Source organism: Phreatobacter sp. AB_2022a (assembly GCF_026847585.1).
Taxonomy (GTDB): Bacteria; Pseudomonadota; Alphaproteobacteria; order Rhizobiales; family Phreatobacteraceae; genus Phreatobacter.
Map to the genome: position 1 here is coordinate 21739 of NZ_JAPSET010000010.1, position 24159 is coordinate 45897.

Sequence of the window (24159 nt, forward strand, 5' to 3'; positions counted from 1 at the left end):
TAAGGACGATGCGGCGGCGCTTCCCTCCGGTTAACGCCCTGTTGAGCGGCCCGCGTGCCTTTGGCTCGCGGGGAAAGAGGGGGCATGCGATGGAACGGACCGAGGGGACGTACAGCCTGCCGGTCTGGCGGGTCACCCGCTGGCTTGTCGAGCCCGGGCCCGACATCCCCGCCAATATCCGCCATGCCCTGATCACCGGTCTGTTCGGCTCGCTTCCGGTCTTCATCGGCGGCGTCATCAACACCATCCTGGTGGCGGCGGCGGTGACGCTGCGCCATCCGAGCGGGCCGTTCATCGCCTGGCTCGTCTTCGAGGTGGTGCTCTGCCTGTCGCGGCTCGCCGTGCTGGTCATGGGCAAGCGCGCCGCACGTGCCGGCCGGGGCACCCCGACCGACATTGCCATCGTCCTCGCCGTGCTCTGGGGCTTCAGCGTCGGCCTCGGCACCTTCCTCGGCCTGACCTCGGGCGACTTTGTCATCGCCACCCTCACCTGCCTCTCGGCCGCCGCCATGGTCGGCGGCATCTGCTTCCGCAATTTCGGCGCGCCGCGCATGGCCGGGTTGATGATCGCCCTCAGCCTCGGGCCGCTCTGCCTCGGCACGCTGTTTGCCGGCGAGCCGATGCTGCTGGTCGTCTTCCTGCAGATCCCCTTCTATCTCTACAGCATGACCGCTGCCTCGTTCCGGCTGAACCGCATGCTCGTCTCCACCATGATCGCCGAGCAGGAAAATGCCCACCGCGCCCGGCACGATGCGCTGACCGGCCTTGCCAACCGCGTCGGCTTCGCCGGCGCCCTCGACGACCGCCTCTCCGCTCCGGGCGGGACGGCGCGCTTCGCGCTCTTCTATCTCGACCTCGACGGCTTCAAGGCGGTCAACGACACGTTCGGCCATGCCGCCGGCGATCGCGTGCTGCAGCGCGTCGCCGAGAAGCTCCGCGGCCTCGTCGGGCCCGGCGACCTCGCCGCGCGGCTCGGCGGCGACGAATTCGTCGTGCTCGCGGCAACGGGCGATGCCGGCGCGGCGCAGCGTTTCGGCGAACGGCTGATCGCGGGCATAGCCGGCAGCTATGATATCGACGGCCGGACGGCGGCGATCGGCGTCAGCGTCGGCATTGCCTGCGCGCCCGAGCATGGAACCGATCTCCCGGCGCTGCTGGGCGCCGCCGACGGCGCGCTCTATGTTGCCAAATCCCTCGGCAAGAGCCGCTGCGCGCTCGCCGGCGGCGAAGCGGCCGTGCTGGCGCTGCGCACGATCCTGCCCGACCAGCCAGCCGCCTCCCCGCAGGCGCGCCCGGCCGCCTGACCGGCGGCGACCGACCGACGAAAGGGCCTGACGATGGCGCGAACGACCTTCTTCTGCATCGACGGCCACACCTGCGGCAATCCGGTGCGCGTGGTCGCCGGCGGCTCGATCCCGCAGCTCGCCGGCGCCACCATGTTCGAGCGGCGCCAGCATTTCCTCGCCGAATTCGACTGGATCCGCACCGGCCTGATGTTCGAGCCGCGCGGCCACGACATGATGTCCGGCTCCATTCTCTACCCGCCAACCCGCACCGATTGCGATATCGGCATCCTGTTCATCGAAACCTCGGGCTGCCTGCCCATGTGCGGCCACGGCACCATCGGCACGGTGACCACCATCATCGAGCACGGCCTCGTCACGCCGCGCGAACCGGGTCTCCTGAGGCTCGACACCCCGGCCGGACTCGTCGAGGCGCGCTACGTGCAGAACGGCCCCTTCGTCGACAGCGTGCGGCTGACCAACGTGCCCTCCTTCCTGCTCGGCCGTGGCTTCGAGGTCGACGTCGAGGGGTTCGGCCCGCTCAGCGTCGACGTCGCCTATGGCGGCAATTTCTATGCGATCGTCGAGCCGCAGGCGGGCTATGGCGATCTCGACGACCTGCAGCCCTCCGACATCCTGCGCCTCAGCCCGGCGCTGCGCCGGGCCTTCAACGCGCGCCATCGCATCGTCCACCCGGCCAATCCGGCGCTCGACACGCTGACCCACGTCCTCTGGACCGGCGCCGCGCGCCATGGCGGCAGCGCCCGCAACGCCGTCTTCTACGGCGACAAGGCCATCGACCGCTCGCCCTGCGGCACCGGCACCTCGGCGCGCATGGCGCAGCTCGCTGCGACCGGCCGGCTCGCCGAGGGCGAGGACTTCGTGCACGAATCCATCATCGGCTCGAAATTCACCGGCCGGATCGAAGGCCGCGCCAAGGTCGGCGACATCGACGCCATCATTCCCTCGATCGAAGGCTGGGCGCGGGTGACCGGCACCAGCACCATCACTGTCGACCGGCGCGATCCCTATTGGGCCGGCTTCCAGGTCGCCGATCGCTGAGCGCGAATGGTGCGAGGAGATGCAGCGGCGCCCGCCGATGATCGCCTCTGTTCGCCGCGTTCCGAACGAAGCCGGAAGATATGGGTATCGGCTCCGTCGCTGGGTTCTGCGGGGACGAGCCGCGCGCCTGGCCTCACACCTTCCGGCCCAGCGCATGGGCGCTGATCAGCAGCGCCACGAGCTGGCTCTGCTGGCTGACGCCGGTCTTGGCGAAGATGCTTTCGAGATAACGCCGCGCCGTGCCGTAGGTGATGCCGGCGCCCGCGGCCGCCGCCCGCAGCGTCCGGCCCTCGGTCAGCGCCGAGGCGAGCCGCACCTCGGCAGGCGACAGGTCGAAGAGGCCCGTCAGCACCGAGGCCGATGGCGCCGCCGCAGTGGGGCTCACCGTCGTCACTGCAACCAGCGTATCCGCGCCCTGGAAGATGTCATAGGCCGAGCGGCGCAGCGGCAGCACATGCAGGACGAGCGGCGGCTTGTCTTCGACGGCCGGCACGGGGATGGAGCGCACCAGCCTGTGGAAGCCGGCACGCGAAGCCCTCACCGCCTCCTGGAACAGCTTGTCGGCGCTGGGATGGGCCACCGCCATGCCGCCGAACGCGACCGGCAGCAGCCGGTCGGCCAGCCCTTCGAGCAACGGATTGCTCGCTCTGACCACCCCCGACGATCCGAGCACGGCGGCCGGCAGGCCGAGCGCGTCGAGGGTCGAGACCACCGTCTTCGCCTGTTCCAGCCGCAGCCGCGCCGACACCAGCGCGGCCCGCGACAGATGCGGATAGAAAGCGTTGAGGCGATCGACATCCTCGGGCCGGAACGGCCCGCTCGTGGTCGACCGGTCGATCGAAAACATGGCGGTTTCGCCACTCGGCAGAAAAATCAGCGAGACGGCGTCGTCACCCAGCCCCAGCCCGAGCTTCGTGCGCCTGAAGCCGTCGGCCGCGCGCAAGGGCTCGGGAAAGAACTCCGACCCGACGATGAACCCCGTCGGCCGGTTGACGTAGAGATATTCGAAGCAGCGCAGCGCCCCCGGATCGGGCTCCGCAGCCACGCTCTGGCCGATTTCCCGGATGATCTCGCTCTGCATCATGCCGAGCGGCTCGTTGCCGTTGAACAGAACCATGCACCCGCCGGCCGAGCGGGTCGCAGCGCCCAGCCCATCGAGGACGCCGATCCATTCGGGAGGGTTGAAGGCGGCCTCGTAGATATGTTCGGCGAGGCTGTCGTCCGACATCGCGGTCCTCCCTCAGCGCCCAGGTGACGAATGCTAGCGGGCCAACGAACCTGACGTCCAGGCGTCGATCGGCGACCGGGCGGCAACCGCGCCGCCGTCAGAACCGGACGGCCAGGCTGCCCTTGAAGCCGTGCTGCTGGGCGCTGCCGGCGATCTGGCCGGCATAGCTGACGCCGAGCGTCGCGGCCGGCGACAGGGCGAAGTCGAGCCCGGCCTCGATGACGGCGGCGTCGCGTGCGATCGGCACGCCGGCGACCGTGAAGCCCGCCCCGCCCGCGAAAGCGTTGGTGGCGAGCGGCAGCACCGCGCCGAAGGAATGACGCCAGCCGAGCGTGCCGCGCGCCGTGGTGCTGACGCTCCCCAGCATGAAGGACGTCGAGGCGCGCAGGCCGAGCGTCGTGAACGTCGTGGCGGTGGTCCGCCCTTCGCCGGTCAGTGCCGCCGCGCCGCCGGTTTCGCTGAAGGCATCGGTGGCAAGGCTGACATGGGCGAGACTGACGAAGGGCTCGAAGGCCGCGCCGAAGGCATCGATCCGGTAGCCGGCCTCGCCGAAAGCCTGGAAGGTGCGAGCACCGTAGCGCGCCCTCAGCAGGTCGCCGAAGCCGGCAAAGGACACCGTCCGCGTCGTCGCAAGCTCGTGCCAGGTGAAGGCGAGGCCCGAGCGCAGGCCGATCGGCCCCCATTGCGTGCCGGCAAAGGCGCCGAGATGGTAGTTGTCGCTCGTCCCGGACGAGGCCCGGTCGCGGACATTGAAGCTGGTGCGGCTGTAGCCGGCGAGGAGGCCGATGCGCCAGGTATCGAGCACCGGCCCGTCGAACCCTAAGAAGAAGCCCCCGGTGGAATGTTTTAAGCCGGCGGCATTGCCGTCGCCATTGGTCCTGCCCCAGGCGCCATAACCCTGGCCCCAGATGGCGAAGCGCTCGGTGGTCGGCGCGACCGTGACCAGCCGGCCGTTGATATCGGCCATGTTGACGGGTGCTGAGGCCGCAGCGACGGTCCCGAAGGCCGATCTGAGCCGGCCGATCGCGGCTTCGCGCAGGAAGCCGCTGTCCTCGATCAGCGCCGTCTTGGCCGAGGCATGGATCTCGCCGGAGAGCCGGTCGAAGGCGTCGCGCGCCGCGCTATCGGTCGGCAGTGCCATGATGGCGTCGTAGAGTGGTCCGCTCGGCGCGATCATGTCGAGCGCCCGGGCGGTCGCGACCTGATTGCGCGTCGCAGCCGCCTCGACGAAGGCGCGGCCGACCACGTCCAGATAGGCATTGTTGGCGTCATAGCTGTCGCGCAGCACACGGAAGGCGCTGCCGCCGGTCACCGATCCGAAGGTGCCGATGACGCCGCCATCGGCGGTGAGCACCGTGTAGCGGCTGCCGACCGACAGCAGCCCCGGCGCTTTTGCGGAAAGGGTCGACCCGGTGAGCGTGGCGGTTCCCGTGGTCACGAAACGATCGGACTGGCTGGTGCCGCTGACATCGATCGCCAGGACTGAGCCGGACTGCAGCACCGCATTGCCGCCGGTCTGCCTGAGGATGTCGCCGGTAACCCCATCGACCATGGTGATCAGCCCGCGATTGGTCAGGCTGCCGAGACCGTCGAGCACGGTGGTGACGGGCGCGCCGCCGCCCGAAGCGGCAATGAGCGTGCCGCCGACGCCGTTCACGAGCACGCCGCCGCCGAACTGGCTGGTGCCGCCGGCGCTGTTCCAGGCGCCGTTATTGGCCATGCTGTGCGCGCCGGCATCGAAGAGCACGGTGCCGACGAGCGTGCCGCCATTGGTCAACATCGCCGGCCCGCCGGAGACCTCGATGGCAAGGCTGGTCGAAAGCCCCGAGGCATTGCGTGTCAGGCCGTTGGCGTTGATCGTGATCGGCTGGCCGGCCGAGCTTGCCGCGATCGCGCTGGTGCCGCCCTCGATGAGGCCACTGGTGGTGATGCTGGTCGGCCCGGTACCCTGGTTGAAGGTGTTGATGCCGCTGATGCCGCCACTCGCCGCGGCGGCGTTCACCGTCAGCCGCCCGGCCGCGGCTCCGTTGGTGACGTTGATGCCGTAGAGCTGGTTGCCCGTCGCCGGGCCGGTCGCGGTCACGCTGGTATCACCCGTTCCGTCATTGACGGCGCCGATGCCCTCCTTGTCGCCGCTCGCGGCCGTGGCGTTCACCGTCAGCCCGTGCGCCGTCGGCTCGTTGCGCGCCACGATGCCGATGCTGAGCGTCCCGGTGACCTGCCCGGTGGCATTGATGAGCGTGTCGCCGGTCCCCTTGTTCACCACGTCGATGCCGAAGACCCGACCCGTCACCGCGGCCGCGTTCAGCGTCAGATTGCCGGCGGTCGCGCCGTTCTCGACGAAGATGCCCGTGCTGCCGATGCCGGTCACGAGGCCGGTAGCGGTGACGACGGTCGCGCCGGTTCCGTAGTTGCTGGCATAGATGCCGGTCACGCCGCCGCTGACCGGGGCTGTCGCCGTCACCTTCAGGTCCGTCGCCGACACAGGCGCCACGGAGGCGATGGTATTGTCGGGATTGGCGGTCGGCACGCCATTCATGGCGAGGATGCCGTAGTTCTGGCTGCCGACAACATCGCCCGTGGCGGCGACATCGGTCGCGCCTCGGCCCTGGTTGACGACAAAGAGCCCGATGACCCCGCCGGCGGCGGACGCCGCGCGCACGGTGATATTGCCGGCCGTCGTGGCATGCGCCGCGGCGATCGCGTAGCCGTCGCCGGTGACGTGGCCGGTCGTGGTGACAAAGGTATTGCCCGTGCCGTTATTGGCCGCGGTCAGGCCGCCGAGGACGCCGCTGACACCGGCGGCCTGAACGGTCAGATCGGTTGCGGCCCCGCTGTTGACGGCGAGAATACCGTAATTGCCGCTGCCGGTCACCTGTCCGCTCGCGGTCACCACGGTGGTACCGGTGCCGCCATTCAGGACCTGTAGGCCGTCCCGCCCACCGGTGACGGATGCCGCATTGACGGTGACGGCGCCGGCACCGGCGCCCGCGCTCACAAAAATGCCGGTTTCGGCGGTGCCGGTCACGAGGCCCGTCGCCGTGACAAGGGCCGCACCCGTTCCCTGGTTCGACGCATAGATGCCGGTGATGGCCCCTGTGACGGTCGCGGCATTGACGGTCAATCCGCTCGCCGCACCGGCCGCCACCGACGCCACCGTCCCGTCGGGATTGAAGGCGACGGTGCCGTTGGCGGCGAGAATCCCGTAGGTGCGTGCACCGACGACGTCGCCTGACGCCGTCACCAGAGTTGCGCCGGCCCCGCGGTTTTCCGCGGAAATGCCGGCAAGGCCGCCGCTGACACCGGTCGCGTTCACCGTCACCGAACTGCCGGTGGCCGTGTTGAAGATCCGGATGCCGTCGAGCAATGTGCCCGTCACCTGGCCGGTCGCCGCCGCGCTGACCGCTCCGGTGCCCTGCCCGTCGATATAGATGCCGTAGGTGCCGCCGGTCACGACGCCTGCCTTCACCGTGGTGCCGCCGCCGCCAAGAGCGAAGATGCCATAGGCGCCGCCCGTCACCTCCCCGGTCGCCGTCACATCGTTCGCGCCGCTGCCGGCATTGATCACCATCACGCCGCCGGCGCCGTTGGCGGCACTGATCGTCCCATTGGTCTGGATGACGACCGATCCCGCGGTCGGCCCGTCATCACCGGTGACCGTCACGACCAAACCGGCGCCACCCATCCCTGTGACGATGGAAGAACTGTTGCCGTCGATGTAGCTGAGCGCGCCGGCACCGCCGATCGTGAGCCCGTGGCCGCCGGAAACAGTCGTATCGACGCCGAAACCCGGAACCGTGGTGACGGCGGCATTGTTCGCAAGGATCGTCTGTGTCGTCGTATTGGCGCCGGAGCAGGAATAGGCCGAGCCGCCGGTCGATGCGCATTGTGCCGTCGCAGGCATCGTCGAGAGGCCAAGCGCCGTCAATGCGACAAAGGGCAAGCCGCAGGAGTGAAGCGCCGTCGTACCGCGCAGGAAGCCCGACAGCGACATCCGGACGGCCCGGATCGTCCCTGCCGCTTCCGCCGCTGCGGAATGGTTCGGGCTGTTCATGCCTGGCATCGTCATGGTGTGTCGTCTTCCCCTCGCAGGCCGAAGCGCGCCGGCCGATGTCGCGAACAAGGCCATGGCAAAGGGCGCTGCGCCGCTACTGGCATTTGCCAGGGATGTGGCCGCTCCGGCACGATCTGTGGCCCGACGGACACACCGGAAACTGCGGCTTTGACACCTGAGCAGCCACGCCCGGCGCGCCGCCGTCAGAACCGGACGGCCAGGCTGCCCTTGAAGCCGTGCTGCTGGGCGCTGCCGGCGATCTGGCCGGCATAGCCGACGCCGAGCGTAGCCGCCGGCGACAGGGCGAAGTCGAGCCCGGCCTCGATGACGGCGGCGTCGCGCGCGATCGGCACGCCGGCGACCGTGAAGCCCGCCCCGCCCGCGAAAGCGTTGGTGGCGAGCGGCAGCACAGCGCCGAAGGCATGACGCCAGCCGAGCGTGCCGCGCGCGGTCGCGCCGATGCCGCCGATCATGAAGCTCGCCGAGGCGCGCAGGCCCAGCGTCGTGAACGTCGTGGCGGTGGTCCGCCCCTCGCCCGTCAGCGCCGCCGCGCCGCCGGTTTCGCTGAAGGCATCGGTGGCAAGGCTGACATGGGCGAGATTGACAAAGGGCTCGAAGGCCGCGCCGAAGGCGTCGATCCGATAGCCGGCCTCGCTGAAGGCCTGGAAGGTGCGTGCGCCGTAGCGCGCCCTGAGCATGTCGCCGAAGCCGGCAAAGGCCACCGTCCGCGTCGTCGCAAGCTCGTGCCAGGTGAAGGCGAGGCCCGAGCGCAGGCCGATGGGTCCCCATTGCGTGCCGGCAAAGGCGCCGAGATGGTAGTTGTCGCTGGCGCCGGACGAGGCCCGGTCCCGGACATTGAAGCTGGTGCGGCTGTAGCCGGCGAGGAGGCCGATGCGCCAGGTGTCGAGCAGCGGCCCGTCGAAGCCTAAGAAGAAGCCCCCGGTGGAGTGACTAAGGCGCGCGGCATTGCCGTCGCCATTGGTCCTGCCCCAGGCGCCATAACCCTGGCCCCAGATGGCGAAGCGCTCGGTGGTCGGCGCGACCGCGACCAGCCGGCCGTTGATATCGGCCATGTTGACGGGTGCTGAGGCCGCAGCGACGGTCCCGAAGGCCGATCTGAGCCGGCCGATCGCGGCTTCGCGCAAGAAACCGCTGTCCTCGATCAGCGCCGCCTTGGCCGAGGCATGGATCTCGCCCGACACCAGGTCGAAGGCGGCCCGCGCCGCGACATCGCTGGTGAAGCCGGCAACGACCCCGACAAGCGGGCCAGGCCCGAGGCTGTCGAGCCCGCCGGCCGTGGCGATCTGATTGCGCGTCAGGCCGGCGCTGGCGAAGGTCCGGTACTTCTGAACCTCGAGATAGGCATTGTTGGCGTCATAGGTGTCGCGCATGGTCAGGAAGGCGGTATCGGCCGGCAGGCCGCTGACCGAGGCGAAGCGGCCGGTGAGGCCGCCATCGGCACTCACCACCGTATAGCGCGTGCCATAGGTAGCGATGCCGCCGGCGCCGTTCACGGCAAGCGTCGCGCCGGTGAGGGAGACGGCGCCCGCGCTGGCGAAGCGGTCGGCCCGGCCGGTCCGGTCGATGTCGACGGCGAGCAGCGACCCGGCTTCGAAGCGCGCGCCGCCGCCGGTCTGCCTGACGATGTCGCCGGCGACGCCATCGGCCATGACCAGCAGACCGCGATTGACGAAGCTTGCAAGGCCCTCGAACGTGGTGGTGACGGGCGCGCCGCTTCCCGACGCTGCGATGATCGCGACGCCTGCGGCATTGGTGAGCGCGCCGCCGCCGAACTGGCTGGTGCCGCCGGCCGTGTTCCAGGCGGCGTCGTTGGCCATGGTGTGGGCGCCCACACCGAACTTCACGGTGCCGATCAGGCCGCCGGCATTGGTATAGGTCACCAGTCCGCCCGAGGTCTCGATCGCAAGGCTCGCCGACAGGCCGGAGAGGTTGCGGACGAGGCCGTTGGTGGTGATCTCGATCGGCTGGCCCGCGGAACCTGCAAAGATGGCCCCCATGCCGCCTTCCACCAGCCCGCTCGTGGCGATGCGGGTCGGGCCGGTGCCGAAATTGCCGACCGAAACACCATAGCGAGCGCCCGAGACAGCCTCGGCCGTCACGGTCAGGCCAGTGGTCGCCGCTCCGTTGAGAACGAAGATGCCGCTCGCGCCGGTTCCGACGACCGGCCCCGTGGCGGTGACCTCGGTCGCGCCGGCCCCGCCACCGCTGGCATAGATGCCGTAATTGCCGCCGGTGACGGCCCTGGCATGGATGGTGAGAGCACCCGCGGTCGCCGCGTTGGTCGCCGCGATGCCGTCGCCACTCGTCCCGACCACCGGGCCGGATGCCGTCACCAGGGTCGAACCGGTGCCGCTGTTGCGAGCGAGAATGCCCGTGCCGCCGCCGCTGACGGCGGCCGCATCGATGCTGAGCTTGCCGGCGGCCGGGCCGTTGAGCGCGCTGATACCCTCGCCGCTGCCACCGTTCACCAGGCCGGTGGCGGTCACATAGGTCGCGCCGCTCCCGCCATTGGCGGCCAGGATGCCGGTGACGCCGCCGCTCACCGCAGCGGCCCTGACGCTCAGGTCGCCCGCGGGACCGGAACCGAGACCGTCGAAGGTGCCGTCGGGATTGGCCAGGAACTGGCCATTGGTCGCCGCGATACCATGGAGTTGCGCGCCGATCACCGAGCCGCTCGCGGTGACGAGGGTCGTGCCCGCACCGCGGTTCTCGACGAAGATGCCGTCGATCCCGCCCGTGACGGAGGCTGCATGGACGGTGAGACCACCCGCCGAACTGTTGTTGTAGACATCGAGACCGCGCCGCGCGGTGCCGACGACGTCGCCGGTCGCCGTCACACTGGTGTCGCCATGGCCGTTGTTGCGCGCGAGGATGCCGGTGAGGCCGCCGGTGACGGCCGCCGCCTCGATGGTCAGATGATTGGCACCAGGATTGTTGACGACATTGATGCCGGCATCATTGGCGCCGGCGACCAGGCCTGAGGCGACGACGAGGGTGTTGCCGGTGCCGCTGTTGAAGACGTCGATGCCCCTGAAACGGCCGCTGACGGCCGTAGCGCCGACGGCCAGATCGGTTGCTCCGGCGCCGTTCTGGACTTCGATGCCGGTCCCGCTCGTTCCCGTCACCGCGCCGGCGGCGGTCACCCGCGTGGCGCCGCTGCCCCGGTTCTCGGCGGTGATGCCGTTGATCGCGCCGTTGACCGCGGCCACCTCGGCGGTAAGGGACGTTGCGGTCGCGCCGTTGAGCGCGAACAGGCCGAAAGCGCCCCCCGTCCCGCTCACCGGCCCGGTGGCGGTAACCAGCGTGGCGCCCGTGCCCTGATTGTCGGCATAGATGCCGGCGAGCCCGCCCGTCGCCGATGCGGCCGTGACCGTCAGCGTCGTCGCGGCCGTATCGTTCTGGGCGAAAATGCCGTAGCCGGCAGTGCCCACCACCGACCCCGTCGCAGCCACGGAGGTCGCACCGCTGCCGCGGTTGGTCGCGAAGATCCCATCCGTTCCGCCAAGAACCGCGCCGGCATTGACCGTCAGGCTCGTCGCCCCCGCGCCGTTCAGCGCGAAGAGACCGGCCCCGTTCGTGCCGGTCACCTGTCCCGTCGCGGTCACCTCAGTCGCGCCGGTGCCGTTGTTGTAGGCGTAGATGCCGGTCATGCCGCCCGTGGCCGTTGCCGGGTTCGCCAGCGTGCCGACAGCGACGGTCAAGCCATTGGCCGTGCCCGGAGTGGCGGACTGAAGCGTGCCGTCGGTTCTCAAATTCGCCGTGCCGTTGACCGCGAGAATGCCGTAGTTCTGCGTGCCCTCGACATTGCCGGAAGCCGTCACCAGCGTCGCGCCGCTGCCCCGGTTCTCCGCGTAGATGCCGGATATACCGCCCGTCACCGCAGCGGCGTCGATGGTCAAGTCGCCCGCGCTGGCAGCATTGCTTGCGAAGATGCCGTAGCGGCCGGTCCCGGTCACCTGTCCCGACGCCATTACCAGTGTCGCGCCGGTGCCATTGTTGTAGGCCACGATGCCGGATGTGGCGCCGGTGACGGTCGCGGCGCGCACGGTGAGACCACTGGCGGCCGCGCCATTGATGACGGAAATGCCTTCGCCGGACAGGCCGGTAACCACTCCCCCCGCAGTCACGCTGGTGAGGCCGCCGCCGCTGTTCGAAACGGAGATGCCGTGGTAGCCGGTAATCGCTCCGCCGGTATCGACGGTCACGGACCCCAGCGTCGGACCGTTATTGCCTGTCGACCAGATGAGCAGCCCGGAGTCGCCGTAAGCGTTACCGCCGGTGATCGTGGCGGCGTTGGTATCGATGTAGCTGAGCTGGCCTGCACCGATGATCGCCAGCCCATTGCCGTTCGATGCGCCCAGGTCGACACCGAAGCCCGGCGTCGTCGTCACCGCCACGTCGGCAGCATTGATCGACTGCGTCGTCGTATTGGGGCCGGAGCAGACGTAGTTCGATCCGCCCGACGGTGCGCACTGTGCACGCGCCGGATCGGTCCCAAGCCCAAGCGCGGCGAGCACCAGCAGGGAAAGCCCGCAAGGCGACAGCGCGCTCGTCTCGCACAGCGTCAGGCGCGAACGCGCTCTCGGAGCCGACCGGCGCGGCCCATGATGCGAAAACCTTTTCCTGCTTCCCGGAATTTGCATGGCCGCGCGCGCGGCCCCCATGCAGCCGACATCCACACCCGATCTGGTCATAGCGTCCGAATTGTCCTCGCCGGCGGCACGAAACATGCCCTGCCGGAAGCAGCCAAGCCGAAAATCGCCTGAGCCGCTGCTGGCATTTGCCAGGGGGTAAGGCTGCGAAATCGGCGATCTGTGCCGGAATGCCTCACACCCATCAGGCGCTTCGTTGCGAACATTTGCGTCCAGCCGCGATTTTGGCTTCTCTCTCCCGCGTGGGATGGCCCATCGGCCGTTCGCGCAACACCTTATCTGGACCCATCCATCATGCCGGATCTCAGCCAGCTCGCCCTCTATGTCGCCGCGGCCTTCCTGCTTGCCGTCACGCCCGGGCCGGGCATCTTCTACGTCGCGGCGCGGACGCTTGCCGGCGGCCGCGCGGAAGGCATCGCCTCCAGCTTCGGCACGGGTCTCGGCGGCATGGTCCATGTCCTCGCCGGCAGCCTCGGCGTGTCCGCCATCGTGCTGGCGAGCGCGGAGCTGTTCACGGCGCTGAAGCTGATCGGCGCCGGCTATCTCGTCTGGCTCGGCCTGCGCACCCTCCTGGCCGCGCGCCGCGAGGCTGCCGTCGCCTGGCCGGAGGTCCGGCGGCGCCGCCGCTCGGCGCCCCGCGCGCCTTCCGCGAAGGCGTCCTGGTCGAGGCGCTCAACCCCAAGACCGCCGCCTTCTTCCTTGCCTTCATCCCGCAATTCGTCGACCCGTCGGCAGGGTCCGTCGCCCTGCAGTTCGTCGTCCTCGGCTTCGTGTCGGTCGTGCTCAACACCCTCGCGGACATCGTCGTCGCCTTCGCCGCCAGCGGCATCCGGGACAGTGCCGCCACACGGCCCAATCTGGTCCGCCGGCTGCGCGAAACATCGGGCGGCGCGATGATCGCGCTCGGCTTCGGCCTGGCCCTCGCCAGGCGCCCCGCCGGTTGACGGTCCCGGCGGCCGAGGCGCGGCGACCGGCCTCTGTGGCCGTCAAACGCCGGGCCTGACGTCCATCCGGCATCGCTCCGCCGCATGCCCGGTGCGAAACGCCGCGGCCATGCTTGACAGGCCCGCTTTCGTTGTATGTAACGTTATTACATAACTCGCACGAGACAGCGCCTGCCGGGAGAAGCCTCACATGCCCCTTTTGCCTGCTGCCGGGTCCTCCCCGCTCGGTCGCCTCGCCCTGTCCGTGCTCGCGCTGTCCGCCATCTCCGCACCGGCCGCCGCCCAGACCGCGTCGAGCCAGGTCGCCCTGCCGGAGATCCTGATCGAGGCGCCGCGCCGGCCGACGCCACCCGATGCGAGCGGCCTCACCGAGGGCCAGCTCACGGTCATCGACCGTGCCTTCGTGCCGGTCACCGTGCTCAACGAGCGCGACATCCAGCGCAATGGCGGGGCAACCCTCGGTGACCAGCTGTTCACGCTGCCGGGCATCACCGGCAGCGGCTTCGCGCCGGGCGCGGTCAGCCGGCCGATCATCCGCGGCCTCGACAATGCGCGCGTGCGCATCCAGGAAAACGGCATCGGCGCGCATGACGTCTCCGATCTCTCCGAGGATCACGCGGTGCCGATCGACCCGCTGGCGGCCGAGCGCATCGAGGTGATCCGCGGACCGGCGGCGCTGCGCTTCGGCTCGGCGGCGATCGGCGGCGTCGTCAACGTCACCAACGAGCGGATCCCGACCCGGCTCGGCCCGGAGGGCGTGTCGGGCATGATGCGCGGCGGCTTCGGCTCGGGCGACAACGGTTTCGACGGCGCCGCGCAGATCCGCGGCCGGTCGGGCAACTGGGCCTATTCGGCCGATGTCTACGGCCGCAATGCCGGCGACTATGCCGTGCCGGGCGGCCGCCAGGCCAACAGCTTCGCCAATACCCTCGGCGGCTCCTTCGGCGCCTCCTATTTCTTCGACAACGGCTATGTCGGCGCCGCCATCTCGCAGGTCCGCAGCCTCTACGGCCTGCCCGGCGTCGAACCGGCCGAGCACCGCACGCGCATCGACCTCATCCAGACACGCATCACCTCCAAGGGCGAATTCCGCTTCGACAGTCCGGTCATCGCGGCCCTGCGCTTCTGGGTCGGCGGCTCGCTCTACCGGCACAACGAGGACGGGCTGGACGACGGCCGCTTCCAGACCCACGCCACCTTCCGCCAGCGTGAGATCGAGGGCCGGGTCGAAACCCAGTTCCAGCCGCTCGCGACCCCGCTCGGACCTTTGAGCTCGGTGCTCGGCGTGCAGTTCGGCGCATCGACCCTCGGCACGGCGGGCGAAGCCGGCGGCCTGCTGGCGCCGACCAATACCCGCACCGCCGCCGCCTTCCTGTTCAACGAACTGGCGCTGACGTCCTCGACCCGCCTGCAGGCCGCGTTCCGGATCGAGAGCGTGCGTGTCGGCGGCACGGAGGCGCGCTTCCCCGGCGACTATGTCGGCGCGCCGGGCTGGCCGCTCGAACAGGCGCGGGTGCGCAACTTCGCGCCCATGAGCGTCAGCCTCGGCCTGCTGCAGGACCTGCCCTTCGGCTTCGTCGGCAGCCTGACCGGCCAATATGTCGAACGCGCGCCGCGCGCCCAGGAACTGTTCTCCAAGGGGCCGCACGAAGCCTCCGGCACCTTCGAGATCGGCGACCCGAACCTGCGCCGGGAGGCGGCCACCACCATCGAGGTCGGCCTTCGGCGGGCCCAGGGGCCGTTCCGCTTCGACGCCTCGGCCTATTACACGCGCTATTCCGGCTTCATCTACAAGCGCCTGACCGGCGCGCGCTGCGGCGAGGATTTCGCCTCCTGCGGCGCGGGCGAGGGCGAGTTCAACCAGGTGGTGTTCAGCCAGCAGGACGCGACCTTCTACGGCGCCGAGCTGCGCGGCCAGCTCGATATCGGCCCGCTCGGGTCCGGCACTTTCGGCGTCGAGGCACAGTACGACTTCGTCCGCGCCCGTTTCGCCGACAGCACCAACGTGCCGCGCATTCCCCCGCACCGGCTCGGCGGCGGCCTCTATTGGCGCAACGACAACTGGTTCGCGCGCGTCAGCCTGCTGCACGCCTTCGCGCAGAATGAGATCGCCTCGCACGAAACGCCGACCCCGGGCTACAACCTGCTGAACGCCGAGCTCAGCTACCGCATGGCGCTGAAGAACCAGGCGATCAAGGACGTCACCTTCGGGCTGGTCGGCACCAACCTGCTCGACGAGACGATCCGCAACGCCGTCTCCTTCCGCAAGGACGAGGTGGCCATGCCCGGCCGCTCGGTGCGGCTGTTCGCGACGGTGCGGTTCTGAGGCGCGGCTCCGGATCGGCGCATCGCGTCAAGGCCCGTGGTTCACGGTCCGCGCGGGGCGCGGAGCCCGGCCGCGAATGGTCCGGCGCCCCTACTTCACCTGCCGCTTCTCGAGCTTGCGGGCGAGCGTACGGCGATGCATGCCGAGCCGCCGGGCGGTTTCGGAAATGTTGAAGCCGGTTTCGGCCAGCGTCTCGTGGATGCGCTCCCATTCGAGCGTCTTGATCGAGGTCGGCCGTTCCGACAGCGCGACGCCGGCATCGCCGGTCGCCTTGCTGAAGGCCTCCTCGATGTCGTCGGTATTGGACGGCTTGGCGAGATAGTGGCAGGCGCCGAGCTTGATCGCCTCCACGGCGGTCGCGATGCTGGCATAGCCGGTCAGCACAACGATCAGCATGCCGGCGTCGTGCGCATGCAGCTTTTCCACGCAGGCAAGGCCCGAGGCGCCGGCAAGCTTCAGGTCGACCACCGCATAGCCCGGATCGTGTTCGCCGAGCAGGGCGGAGAGGTCGTCGAGGCCGGTCGCCAGCAGCACCTCGTAGCCGCGGCGTTCGAACGAACGTTTCAGCGTCCGGGCGAAGCCGGCATCATCCTCGACGATCACGAGCAGACGGTCAGCCGGCATCCTTGCGACCTCCCATGGTCAGCGTTGCGAGCGGCAGTTCGAGCGTCACCACGGCGCCGCCGTTCGGCCCGTTGCGTGCCGAGGCGACCCCGCCGAGCTTGCGCACGACATTGACCACCAGGAACAGGCCGAGCCCGCCGCCCGGGCGGCCCTTGGTGGAGTGATAGGGCTTGCCGAACCGGGCGAGCATCTCCGGCGCGAAGCCCGGCCCGGCATCGCTGACGCGCAGCACAAGGGTATCGCCATTGCGGCCGACGACAAAGCGCAGCCAGTCGGGCGAGGCCTCAAGCGCATTGTCGAGCACGCTGAACAGCACCTGCTTCAAGGCCGAATCCGAAACGACCGGCACGTCCTCGCCGAAGCCGTTCTGATAGCTGAGCGTGGTCACCGCGCGGGCACCGCGCCATTCGGCCACGAGCTCGTCCAGGAAACGGTTGACGGTCGTCACCCGCGGCGCCTCGCCGCGCGCATCGCCCGCCGACAGGAGAATGCCCGTGACGATCGATTTGCAGCGCTGGACGGCGGCCTCCATCTCGCCGATCTCCTGGGCGAGCTCCTCGTCCTGCATCAGGCGGGGCATGCGGCGCCAGTCACTGAGGATCACCGAAAGCGAGGACAGGGGCGTGCCGAGCTCGTGGGCGGCGCCCGAGGCGAGAAGGCCCATGCGCACGATATGGTCCTCCTCGACCGCATGCTGGCGGAGCGCCGCCAGACTCGCGTCGCGCTCGCGCAGGTTGCGGCTGACGCGCGTGACGAAGATGACCAGCAGGATCGCGTCGAGCACGAAACAGACGAACATGCCGGCAATGTGCAGGCCGACCGTGTCGGTGAAGGCATGTTGCGGCAGGGCGAGCGGCCGGTAGAACAGGGTGAGGCCGATGAAGCTCGCGCCAGTCGCCAGCACCAGCGCCCAGGTCGAGCGCGCATCGAGCAGCACGGCGCCGAGGATGACCTGCAGGAGATAGAGCCCGGTAAAGGGATTGCTGGCCCCGCCGCTCAGATAGAGCTGGGCGGTGAGCGCCAGCACGTCGAGCAGCAGAGTCATGAACAGCACGCTGTTGCCGACATCGGTCCGGCGCCTCAGCCAGGCGAGGCTCGCCAGGTTGTGCGCGACGAGGGCCGCCAGCACCAGCGCTATCGGCGCCAGCGGCAGCGCGATGCCGAGCGCCAGCGCGACGACCGCGATCGTCACCACCTGCCCGACTACCGCCATCCAGCGCAGCTGGATGAGCAGCAGCATGTTCTTGCGGTTGGCGGTGTGGTCGGCCGTATGGTCGACCGGCGCCGGGCCCGCGGCGCCAGCGGCCGGGCTCGCGGCGACGCCCGGCGGGGCGGCGCCGATCCATCGGTTCAGAATGTCGATCCCGTCGCGCATCGCGCCCCTTCGCCGCTGCCGGCCGGCCTTATCCTATGCGGGTCGGCGCGGCGCCGCCATTCGTCGCGCGCGACGAAGACGCCGGCCGCCAGAGCCATCAGCGCGAGGGTGAACCAGGTGAGCGCATAGATGAGATGATTGTTCGGGAAGGTGATCACGGTCAGGCCGCCGATCGGCCGATCGGCGCCGCCGGGCATCGGTTCGGCATCGATGAAATAGGGCGCGACCGTGCCGAGCCCGCGCGCCGCGGCGATGGCCGCGACATCGCGAGAGAACCAGCGCCCGGCGGCGGGATCGTTGCTGCGCAGGAAGGCGCCGTTCGGCTCGGTCATCCTGACGAGGCCGGTCACCGTGACCGGTCCCTCGGGCTGGCCCGAGGCGCGGCTCGCCGGCGCCCGCCGCTCGGCCGGCACGAAGCCGCGATTGACCAGCACGGTGAAGCCCTCCCCGGTCTCCAGGGGCGTCAGCACCCAGTAGCCGCGGCCATGGTCCGTCACCGCCTGCACCTGGCTCTCCTGCCCGTTGAGGAAACGGCCGGAAACGCGCACCCGCCGGTATTCGTCGGCGGCGGGCGAGACGCCCGCCCAGTCCGCGGGGCCGGGAGCGGCGACCGGAGCGGCATGGATGCGCTGGTCGACACGTTCGATCAGCTGAAGCTTCCAGGCGCGGCGCTCGATCTGCCAGACGCCGAGCCCGGCGAACAGGCCGGCCGCGAGCGCGCAGGCGAGCCCGATGCCGGCAAGGGCTGCGAGCGAACGCCGCTGGGGCTGGCCGGCTGACACGGTCACCTCCCGGCCTATCGCATCGTGCCCATGTCGTGGGTCGGCATCATGTTGGTGGTCAGGTGGAACATGACCCACAGCGAGCCGGCAAGCGTGATGCCGACGACGATCAGCGTGAAGATCAGGGCCATCATGGTCCAGCCGCCCTCGGCCCGGGTGTCCATGTGCAGGAAGAACACCATGTGCACGACGACCTGCACCGCCGCAAAGACGGTGATGGCGATGGCGGTCGCCTGGTTGCTGCCGAGCGCGCCGGTCATGACGAGCCAGAACGGAATGGCGGTGAGCACGACCGACAGGAGGAAGCCGGTCAGATAGCCCTTGAACGAGCCGTGGCCGGCGCCGTGGTCATGCTCGCCGCTCGCGTGGTGGTGCGCATCAGAGCTCATCTGAGCATCCCCATCAGGTAGACGAAGGTGAAGACGCCGATCCAGATGACGTCGAGAAAGTGCCAGAACATGCTGAGGCACATCAGCCGGCGGCGGTTGGCCTCGATCAGGCCGTGCTGGGCGACCTGGACCATCAGCGTCACCAGCCAGATGAGGCCGAAGGTGACGTGCAGGCCGTGGGTGCCGACCAGCGTGAAGAAGGCCGAGAGGAAGGCGCTGCGCTGGGGCGTCGCGCCTTCGTGGATCAGGTGGGCGAACTCGTAGAGCTCGATGCCGAGGAAGGCGAGGCCGAACAGGCCCGTCACCGCCAGCCAGAACTGGGTCTGGCCGACGCGCCCCTTGACCATGGTGAGCATGGCGAAGCCGTAGGTGATCGACGAGATGAGCAGCATGGCGGTGTTGAGCGCCACCAGCTTCAGGTCGAACAGGTCCTTCGGCGCCGGCCCCGCGGCATATTTGCCGCCCAGCACGCCATAGGTCGCGAACAGCACCGCGAAGATGAGGCAATCGCTCATCAGATACATCCAGAAGCCGAGCATGGTGCTGCCGCCCTCGGCGTGCTCGTGCTCGTCCTTCTGGAAGAAGACCGGGGTCTGCGGACCGCCCGGACCGGCGGCCGTGGCCGCCGGATGCATCGTCGTCGCTTCGATGGTGGTCGTGGTCATGGCGTCAGGCCCCTGCCGAGAGCAGCCGGGTCCGCTCGGCCTCCGCCCGTACGACCTCGTCGGCGGGGATGTGGAAGTCGCGGCGGTAGTTGAAGGTGTGGCCGATCGCGACCGCGACCAGGCTGACGAAGGACAGCGCCGCCAGCCACCAGATGTACCAGATCATGGCGAAGCCGAAGACGGTGCTGATACCCGCCAGGATGATGCCGGCGCCGGTGTTCTTCGGCATGTGGATGGCCTTGAAGCCTTCCAGCGGACGGACATAGCCGCGCCGCTTCATGTCCCACCAGGCGTCGTTGTCGTGCACGACCGGGGTGAAGGCGAAGTTGTAGTCGGGCGGCGGCGAGGACGTCGACCATTCCAGGGTCCGGCCGTTCCAGGGGTCGCCGGTGACGTCGCGCAGCGCCTCGCGCCGGCGGAAGCTGACATAGAGCTGGACCAGGAAGGCGAGGATGCCGAAGAGGATCAGCACCGCGCCGAAGGCCGCGACCACGAACCAGATCTGCAGGGCCGGATCGTCGAAATGGCGCAGCCGCCGCGTCACGCCCATCAGGCCGAGCACGTAGAGCGGCATGAAGGCGAAATAGAAGCCCGAGACCCAGCACCAGAACGACACCTTGCCCCAGAACGGATCGAGCTTGAAGCCGAAGGCCTTGGGGAACCAGTAGGCGATGCCGGCGAACAGGCCGAACAGCACGCCGCCGATGATCACGTTGTGGAAATGGGCGACCAGGAACAGGCTGTTGTGCAGCACGAAGTCGGCCGGCGGCACCGCCAGCAGCACGCCGGTCATGCCGCCGATGACGAAGGTGAGCATGAAGGCCACCGTCCACATCATCGGCACCTCGAAGCGGATGCGGCCGCGATACATCGTGAACAGCCAGTTGAAGATCTTCGCGCCCGTCGGGATCGAGATGATCATCGTCGTGATGCCGAAGAACGAGTTCACGCTGGCGCCCGAGCCCATCGTGAAGAAGTGATGCAGCCAGACGAGATAGGCGAGGATGGTGATGACGATGGTGGCGTAGACCATCGAGGTGTAGCCGAACAGGCGCTTGCCCGAGAAGGTCGAGGTCACCTCGGAGAAGATGCCGAAGGCCGGCAGGATCAGGATGTAGACCTCCGGATGGCCCCAGATCCAGATGAGGTTCACGTACATCATCGGATCGCCGCCGAAGTCGTTCGTGAAGAAGTTGGTGCCGAAATAGCGGTCGAGCGACAGCAGCGCGAGCACCGCGGTCAGCACCGGGAAGGATGCGACGATCAAGACGTTGGTGCAGAGCGAGGTCCAGGTGAACACCGGCAGGCGCATCATCGTCATGCCCGGCGCCCTGAGCTTGATGATGGTGGCGATGAGGTTGATGCCCGACAATGTCGTGCCGACGCCGGCGATCTGCAGCGACCAGATGTAGTAGTCGACCCCGACATCCGGGCTGTAGCCGATATTGGACAGCGGCGGATAGGCGAGCCAGCCGGTGCGGGCGAACTCGCCGACGAACAGCGACGCCATCACCAGCACGGCGCCGGCCGTGGTCATCCAGAAGCTGAAATTGTTGAGGAAGGGAAAGGACACGTCGCGCGCGCCGATCTGCAGCGGCACGACATAGTTCATCACGCCCGTGACCAGCGGCATGGCCACGAAGAAGATCATGATCACGCCGTGCGCGGTGAAGATCTGGTCGTAGTGATGGGCGTTGAGATAGCCCTCCGAACCGCCGAAGGCCATGGCCTGCTGCAGCCGCATCATGATGGCGTCGGCAAAGCCGCGCAGCAGCATGACGATGCCGAGCACCATGTACATGATGCCGATGCGCTTGTGGTCGACGGTGGTGAACCACTCGCGCCAGAGATAGCCCCACAGCTTGAAATAGGTCAGCACGCCGACCAGCGCGATGCCGCCGAGGGCGACCACCGCGAAGGTGCCGACGACGATCGGCTCGTGCAGCGGCAGGGACGAGAGCGTCAGGCGCCCGAAGATCAATTTGAGGAAGGAGGGATCGGCGAACATGGCGGCAGCGCCCTTTTGGAGATCAGGAATTGGGCGAACGCCTGATCTCCTCGAGCGAGGAGACCGTCGGCTGGCGGACCGGGGCGAAGGAGGGTCGCGGCAGGCCCGCCCCGCGCAGCGGCGAGGCATTGGCCGGACGTGACACCGGCGGCTCGAAGCTGAGCTGGGCGACGTCCTCCGGCGCGCAGAAGGCCGGCACGTAGGAGCGCTCCGCCCCGAACGCGCCGCGCCGGACATATTTGTCGTATTGCAGCGGCAGCACCGTGCGGGCAGCGGCAAGGCCGAGCCCGCCCTTGGCGTCGAGCGCCATCATCTCGCTCATGCACATCTTGCCGGGCTCGACGCACATGTTGAGGATGGCCCGGTAGAGCCCGGCCTCGACCGTGCCGTAGCGCCGGACCGGCTCGTTCTCGCTCGGCCGCTCGAGCTCCAGATAGCCCTGGCGGTTCAGCGCGCCGCCCGCCTTGACCTCGGCGACCCATCGGTCGAAATCGGCCGTGGTCATGCCGAGGAAAGCGAAGCGCATGCCGGAGAAGCCCGCGCCGCTATAGTTGGCCGAGAAGCCGCGATAGCTGCCGGGCGCGTTGATGACGGCGTGCAGCTTGGTTTCCATGCCCGGCATGGCATAGATCTGGCCGGCGAGCGCGGGGATGTAGAAGGAGTTCATCACCGAGGAGGAGGTGATGCGGAAATTGATCGGGCGATCGACGGGCGCCGCGAGCTCGTTGACGGTGGCGATGCCATATTCCGGATAGATGAACAGCCATTTCCAGTCGAGCGCGACGACGTTCACCTCGAGCGAGCGCGTCTCCGGCTTGACCGGCTGGCTCTGGGTGATGCGCCCGAGCGGGCGGAACGGATCGAGCAGATGCGTGCCCATCCAGGTGAGCGCGCCGAGGCAGATGATGATGAACAGCGGTGCGGCCCAGATCACCAGCTCGAGATGGGTCGAGTGGTCCCAGTCCGGCTCGTAGCGTGCCGTGGTGTTGGACTGGCGGTAGCGCCAGGCGAACAGGACGATCAGCGCCATGACGGGAATGATGATCAGCAGCATCAGCGCCGTCGAGATCAGCACCAGGTCGCGCTGCTGGGCGGCGATGTCGCCGGCCGGCTTCAGCACGACGAAGTTGCAGGCGCCGAGCATGGCGAACAGCGGCAGCAGGGCAAAGGCGCGAAAACGGCTCAAGACGGACCCCTGGGCGGAAGGCGGCACTGAGTTTCGCGTGTCGTTAGCTGCACTGCAGCATCGATGACATTGGACAATTTGCCCAATGCCCTTGACACCTGTTCCGGGCCTAGAGACGGCGCAGATCCCATTCGCCGGGCCCGGCCGCCCGGAATTTCGAGGAGCTGAAGGTCCCATGAGCGCTGATATCGCCGCATCGCCGTCACTCCCGATGCAGAGCGGGGCGACACCGTCGGGGGCCGCCCACGGCGCCAGGCCCGGCGAGATCGCGATTGGCGTGATCCTCGGGCGGACGTCGGAATTCTTCGACTTCTTCGTCTACGCCATCGCCTCCGTCGTGGTGTTCCCGAAGCTGGTCTTTCCCTATGTCGACGCGCTGACCAGCACGGTCTATTCCTTCGCGATCTTCGCGCTCGCCTTCGTGGCGAGACCGCTCGGTACCGCCATTTTCATGGCCGTCGACCGCGCCCACGGCAAGGGCGCGAAGCTGACCATCGCGCTGTTCCTGCTCGGCAGCGCGACCGTCGCCATCGCCTTCCTGCCCGGCTACGAACAGATCGGCCATGCCTCGGCCATGCTGCTCGCCCTGTTCCGCATCGGCCAGGGCATCGCGCTCGGCGGCACCTGGGACGGCCTCGCCTCGCTGCTGGCGCTCAACGCGCCGCAGGCCCGGCGCGGCTGGTATGCGATGATCCCGCAGCTCGGCGCGCCGCTCGGCCTCATCGTAGCGAGCGGCCTGTTCGCCTTCTTCGTCGGCAATCTCTCGGCCGAGGATTTCCTGAGCTGGGGCTGGCGCTACCCGTTCTTCGTCGCCTTCGCCATCAATGTGGTGGCGCTGTTTGCGCGCCTGCGCATCGTGGTGACGCCGGAATATGTCCACCTGTTCGACAGCGGCGAGCTGCAGCCGACCTCGATCCGCGCGACCGTCAAGGCCGAGGGCCGCAACGTGCTGATCGGCGCCTTCGCGCCGCTCGCGAGCTTCGCCCTGTTCCACATGGTCACGGTCTTCCCGCTGTCCTGGGTGTTCCTGTTCACCCAGCAGGGCCCGGCCCGCTTCCTGGTCATCGAGATGATCGCCGCGGCCATCGGCGTCGTCGCCATCGTCGCCTCGGGCCCGCTCGCCGATCGCGTCGGCCGGCGCAACCTGCTCGGCGCCTCGGCGGTCGCGATCGCGGCCTTCAGCGGCTTCGCGCCGCAGCTGCTCGACGGCGGCGATGTCGGCGAGCTCGTCTTCATGGTCGTCGGCTTCATCCTGCTCGGCCTCTCCTTCGGCCAGTCCTCGGGTGCCATCGCCTCCAGCTTCTCCAGGGCCTATCGCTATACGGGCTCGGCGCTGACCTCGGACCTCGCCTGGATGTTCGGCGCCGGCTTCGCGCCGCTGGTGGCGCTGCTGCTGTCGAGCCATTTCGGCCTGCTGATGTCCGGCGCCTATCTGCTCTCCGGCGCGCTCTGCACGCTGGCCGCCCTCGGCATCAACCGGCAGCTCGAACTCTACGACCGGTGAGCCGGAAGCGCTGACGCGCAAGGCAGCTCGAACTCTGCGACCGATGAACCGGACGC

14 protein-coding genes and 1 pseudogene are annotated in these 24159 nt (G+C 68.9%); 5 read left to right on the plus strand and 10 right to left on the minus strand.

What is annotated here, in order from left to right; translation table 11 throughout:
- The first annotated feature begins 89 nt into the window (after positions 1-89).
- Positions 90-1304 (plus strand): GGDEF domain-containing protein, encoded by a 1215-nt coding sequence (locus tag OZ671_RS09400; protein WP_268860517.1) that lies wholly within the window; start codon positions 90-92, stop codon positions 1302-1304.
- 33 nt (positions 1305-1337) lie between these two features.
- Positions 1338-2345 (plus strand): 4-hydroxyproline epimerase, encoded by a 1008-nt coding sequence (locus OZ671_RS09405; protein WP_268860518.1) that lies wholly within the window; start codon positions 1338-1340, stop codon positions 2343-2345.
- A 133-nt stretch (positions 2346-2478) separates the two neighbouring features.
- Here OZ671_RS09405 and OZ671_RS09410 read toward each other — a convergent pair whose 3' ends face one another.
- The 3 genes from OZ671_RS09410 to OZ671_RS09420 form a co-directional block, all read right to left on the minus strand.
- Positions 2479-3573: a helix-turn-helix transcriptional regulator gene (locus tag OZ671_RS09410; protein ID WP_268860519.1), complete on the minus strand. Its 1095-nt coding sequence runs from the start codon at positions 3571-3573 to the stop codon at positions 2479-2481.
- Between the two features lie 97 nt (positions 3574-3670).
- Positions 3671-7627, minus strand: a complete 3957-nt coding sequence (locus OZ671_RS09415; protein WP_268860520.1) for an autotransporter domain-containing protein — start codon at positions 7625-7627, stop codon at positions 3671-3673.
- Between the two features lie 203 nt (positions 7628-7830).
- Positions 7831-12165, minus strand: a complete 4335-nt coding sequence (locus tag OZ671_RS09420) for an autotransporter domain-containing protein (RefSeq protein ID WP_268860521.1) — start codon at positions 12163-12165, stop codon at positions 7831-7833.
- A gap of 429 nt (positions 12166-12594) precedes the next feature.
- Between OZ671_RS09420 and OZ671_RS09425 the strand changes: the two are divergent.
- Both OZ671_RS09425 and OZ671_RS09430 read left to right on the plus strand, forming a co-directional pair.
- Positions 12595-13244 (plus strand): annotated as a pseudogene (locus OZ671_RS09425) (LysE family translocator).
- A 190-nt stretch (positions 13245-13434) separates the two neighbouring features.
- Positions 13435-15570, plus strand: coding sequence for a TonB-dependent receptor (locus OZ671_RS09430; RefSeq protein WP_268860522.1), 2136 nt, complete (start codon positions 13435-13437; stop codon positions 15568-15570).
- Positions 15571-15660: 90 nt separating this feature from the next.
- Here OZ671_RS09430 and OZ671_RS09435 read toward each other — a convergent pair whose 3' ends face one another.
- From OZ671_RS09435 to cyoA, 7 genes are read right to left on the minus strand one after another with little or no spacing between them, the layout of a single operon-like run.
- On the minus strand, positions 15661-16194 hold the full coding sequence (locus tag OZ671_RS09435) for a response regulator transcription factor (RefSeq protein WP_038307966.1): 534 nt from the start codon (positions 16192-16194) through the stop codon (positions 15661-15663).
- Positions 16184-17569 carry an ATP-binding protein gene (locus tag OZ671_RS09440; RefSeq protein ID WP_268860523.1) on the minus strand — a complete coding sequence of 462 codons (1386 nt, stop codon included), beginning with the start codon at positions 17567-17569 and terminating at the stop codon, positions 16184-16186. The genes OZ671_RS09435 and OZ671_RS09440 overlap by 11 nt, the downstream gene beginning before the upstream one ends.
- On the minus strand, positions 17545-18351 hold the full coding sequence (locus OZ671_RS09445) for an SURF1 family protein (protein WP_442957066.1): 807 nt from the start codon (positions 18349-18351) through the stop codon (positions 17545-17547). The genes OZ671_RS09440 and OZ671_RS09445 overlap by 25 nt, the downstream gene beginning before the upstream one ends.
- Positions 18352-18365: 14 nt before the next feature.
- On the minus strand, positions 18366-18740 hold the full coding sequence (gene cyoD, locus OZ671_RS09450; protein WP_038307969.1) for a cytochrome o ubiquinol oxidase subunit IV: 375 nt from the start codon (positions 18738-18740) through the stop codon (positions 18366-18368).
- On the minus strand, positions 18737-19375 hold the full coding sequence (gene cyoC / locus OZ671_RS09455; RefSeq protein ID WP_268860601.1) for a cytochrome o ubiquinol oxidase subunit III: 639 nt from the start codon (positions 19373-19375) through the stop codon (positions 18737-18739). The genes cyoD and cyoC overlap by 4 nt, the downstream gene beginning before the upstream one ends.
- Positions 19376-19409: 34 nt before the next feature.
- Positions 19410-21413: a cytochrome o ubiquinol oxidase subunit I gene (gene cyoB, locus OZ671_RS09460; RefSeq protein WP_268860524.1), complete on the minus strand. Its 2004-nt coding sequence runs from the start codon at positions 21411-21413 to the stop codon at positions 19410-19412.
- A 22-nt stretch (positions 21414-21435) separates the two neighbouring features.
- On the minus strand, positions 21436-22599 hold the full coding sequence (gene cyoA / locus OZ671_RS09465; RefSeq protein WP_268860525.1) for a ubiquinol oxidase subunit II: 1164 nt from the start codon (positions 22597-22599) through the stop codon (positions 21436-21438).
- A 211-nt stretch (positions 22600-22810) separates the two neighbouring features.
- Between cyoA and OZ671_RS09470 the strand changes: the two genes are divergently transcribed.
- On the plus strand, positions 22811-24103 hold the full coding sequence (locus OZ671_RS09470; protein ID WP_268860602.1) for an MFS transporter: 1293 nt from the start codon (positions 22811-22813) through the stop codon (positions 24101-24103).
- Positions 24104-24159 lie beyond the last annotated feature (56 nt).

Coding starts and splice junctions, on each gene's coding strand:
- OZ671_RS09470 (WP_268860602.1), top strand. CDS start 22,811: ATGCAGAGCGGGGCGACACCGTCGGGGGCCGCCCACGGCGCCAGGCCC.
- OZ671_RS09430 (WP_268860522.1), top strand. CDS start 13,435: ATGCCCCTTTTGCCTGCTGCCGGGTCCTCCCCGCTCGGTCGCCTCGCC.
- cyoB (WP_268860524.1), bottom strand. CDS start 21,413: ATGTTCGCCGATCCCTCCTTCCTCAAATTGATCTTCGGGCGCCTGACG.
- OZ671_RS09415 (WP_268860520.1), bottom strand. CDS start 7,627: ATGAACAGCCCGAACCATTCCGCAGCGGCGGAAGCGGCAGGGACGATC.
- OZ671_RS09440 (WP_268860523.1), bottom strand. CDS start 17,569: ATGCGCGACGGGATCGACATTCTGAACCGATGGATCGGCGCCGCCCCG.
- cyoC (WP_268860601.1), bottom strand. CDS start 19,375: ATGCATCCGGCGGCCACGGCCGCCGGTCCGGGCGGTCCGCAGACCCCG.
- OZ671_RS09405 (WP_268860518.1), top strand. CDS start 1,338: ATGGCGCGAACGACCTTCTTCTGCATCGACGGCCACACCTGCGGCAAT.
- cyoD (WP_038307969.1), bottom strand. CDS start 18,740: ATGAGCTCTGATGCGCACCACCACGCGAGCGGCGAGCATGACCACGGC.
- OZ671_RS09435 (WP_038307966.1), bottom strand. CDS start 16,194: ATGCCGGCTGACCGTCTGCTCGTGATCGTCGAGGATGATGCCGGCTTC.
- OZ671_RS09400 (WP_268860517.1), top strand. CDS start 90: ATGGAACGGACCGAGGGGACGTACAGCCTGCCGGTCTGGCGGGTCACC.
- OZ671_RS09410 (WP_268860519.1), bottom strand. CDS start 3,573: ATGTCGGACGACAGCCTCGCCGAACATATCTACGAGGCCGCCTTCAAC.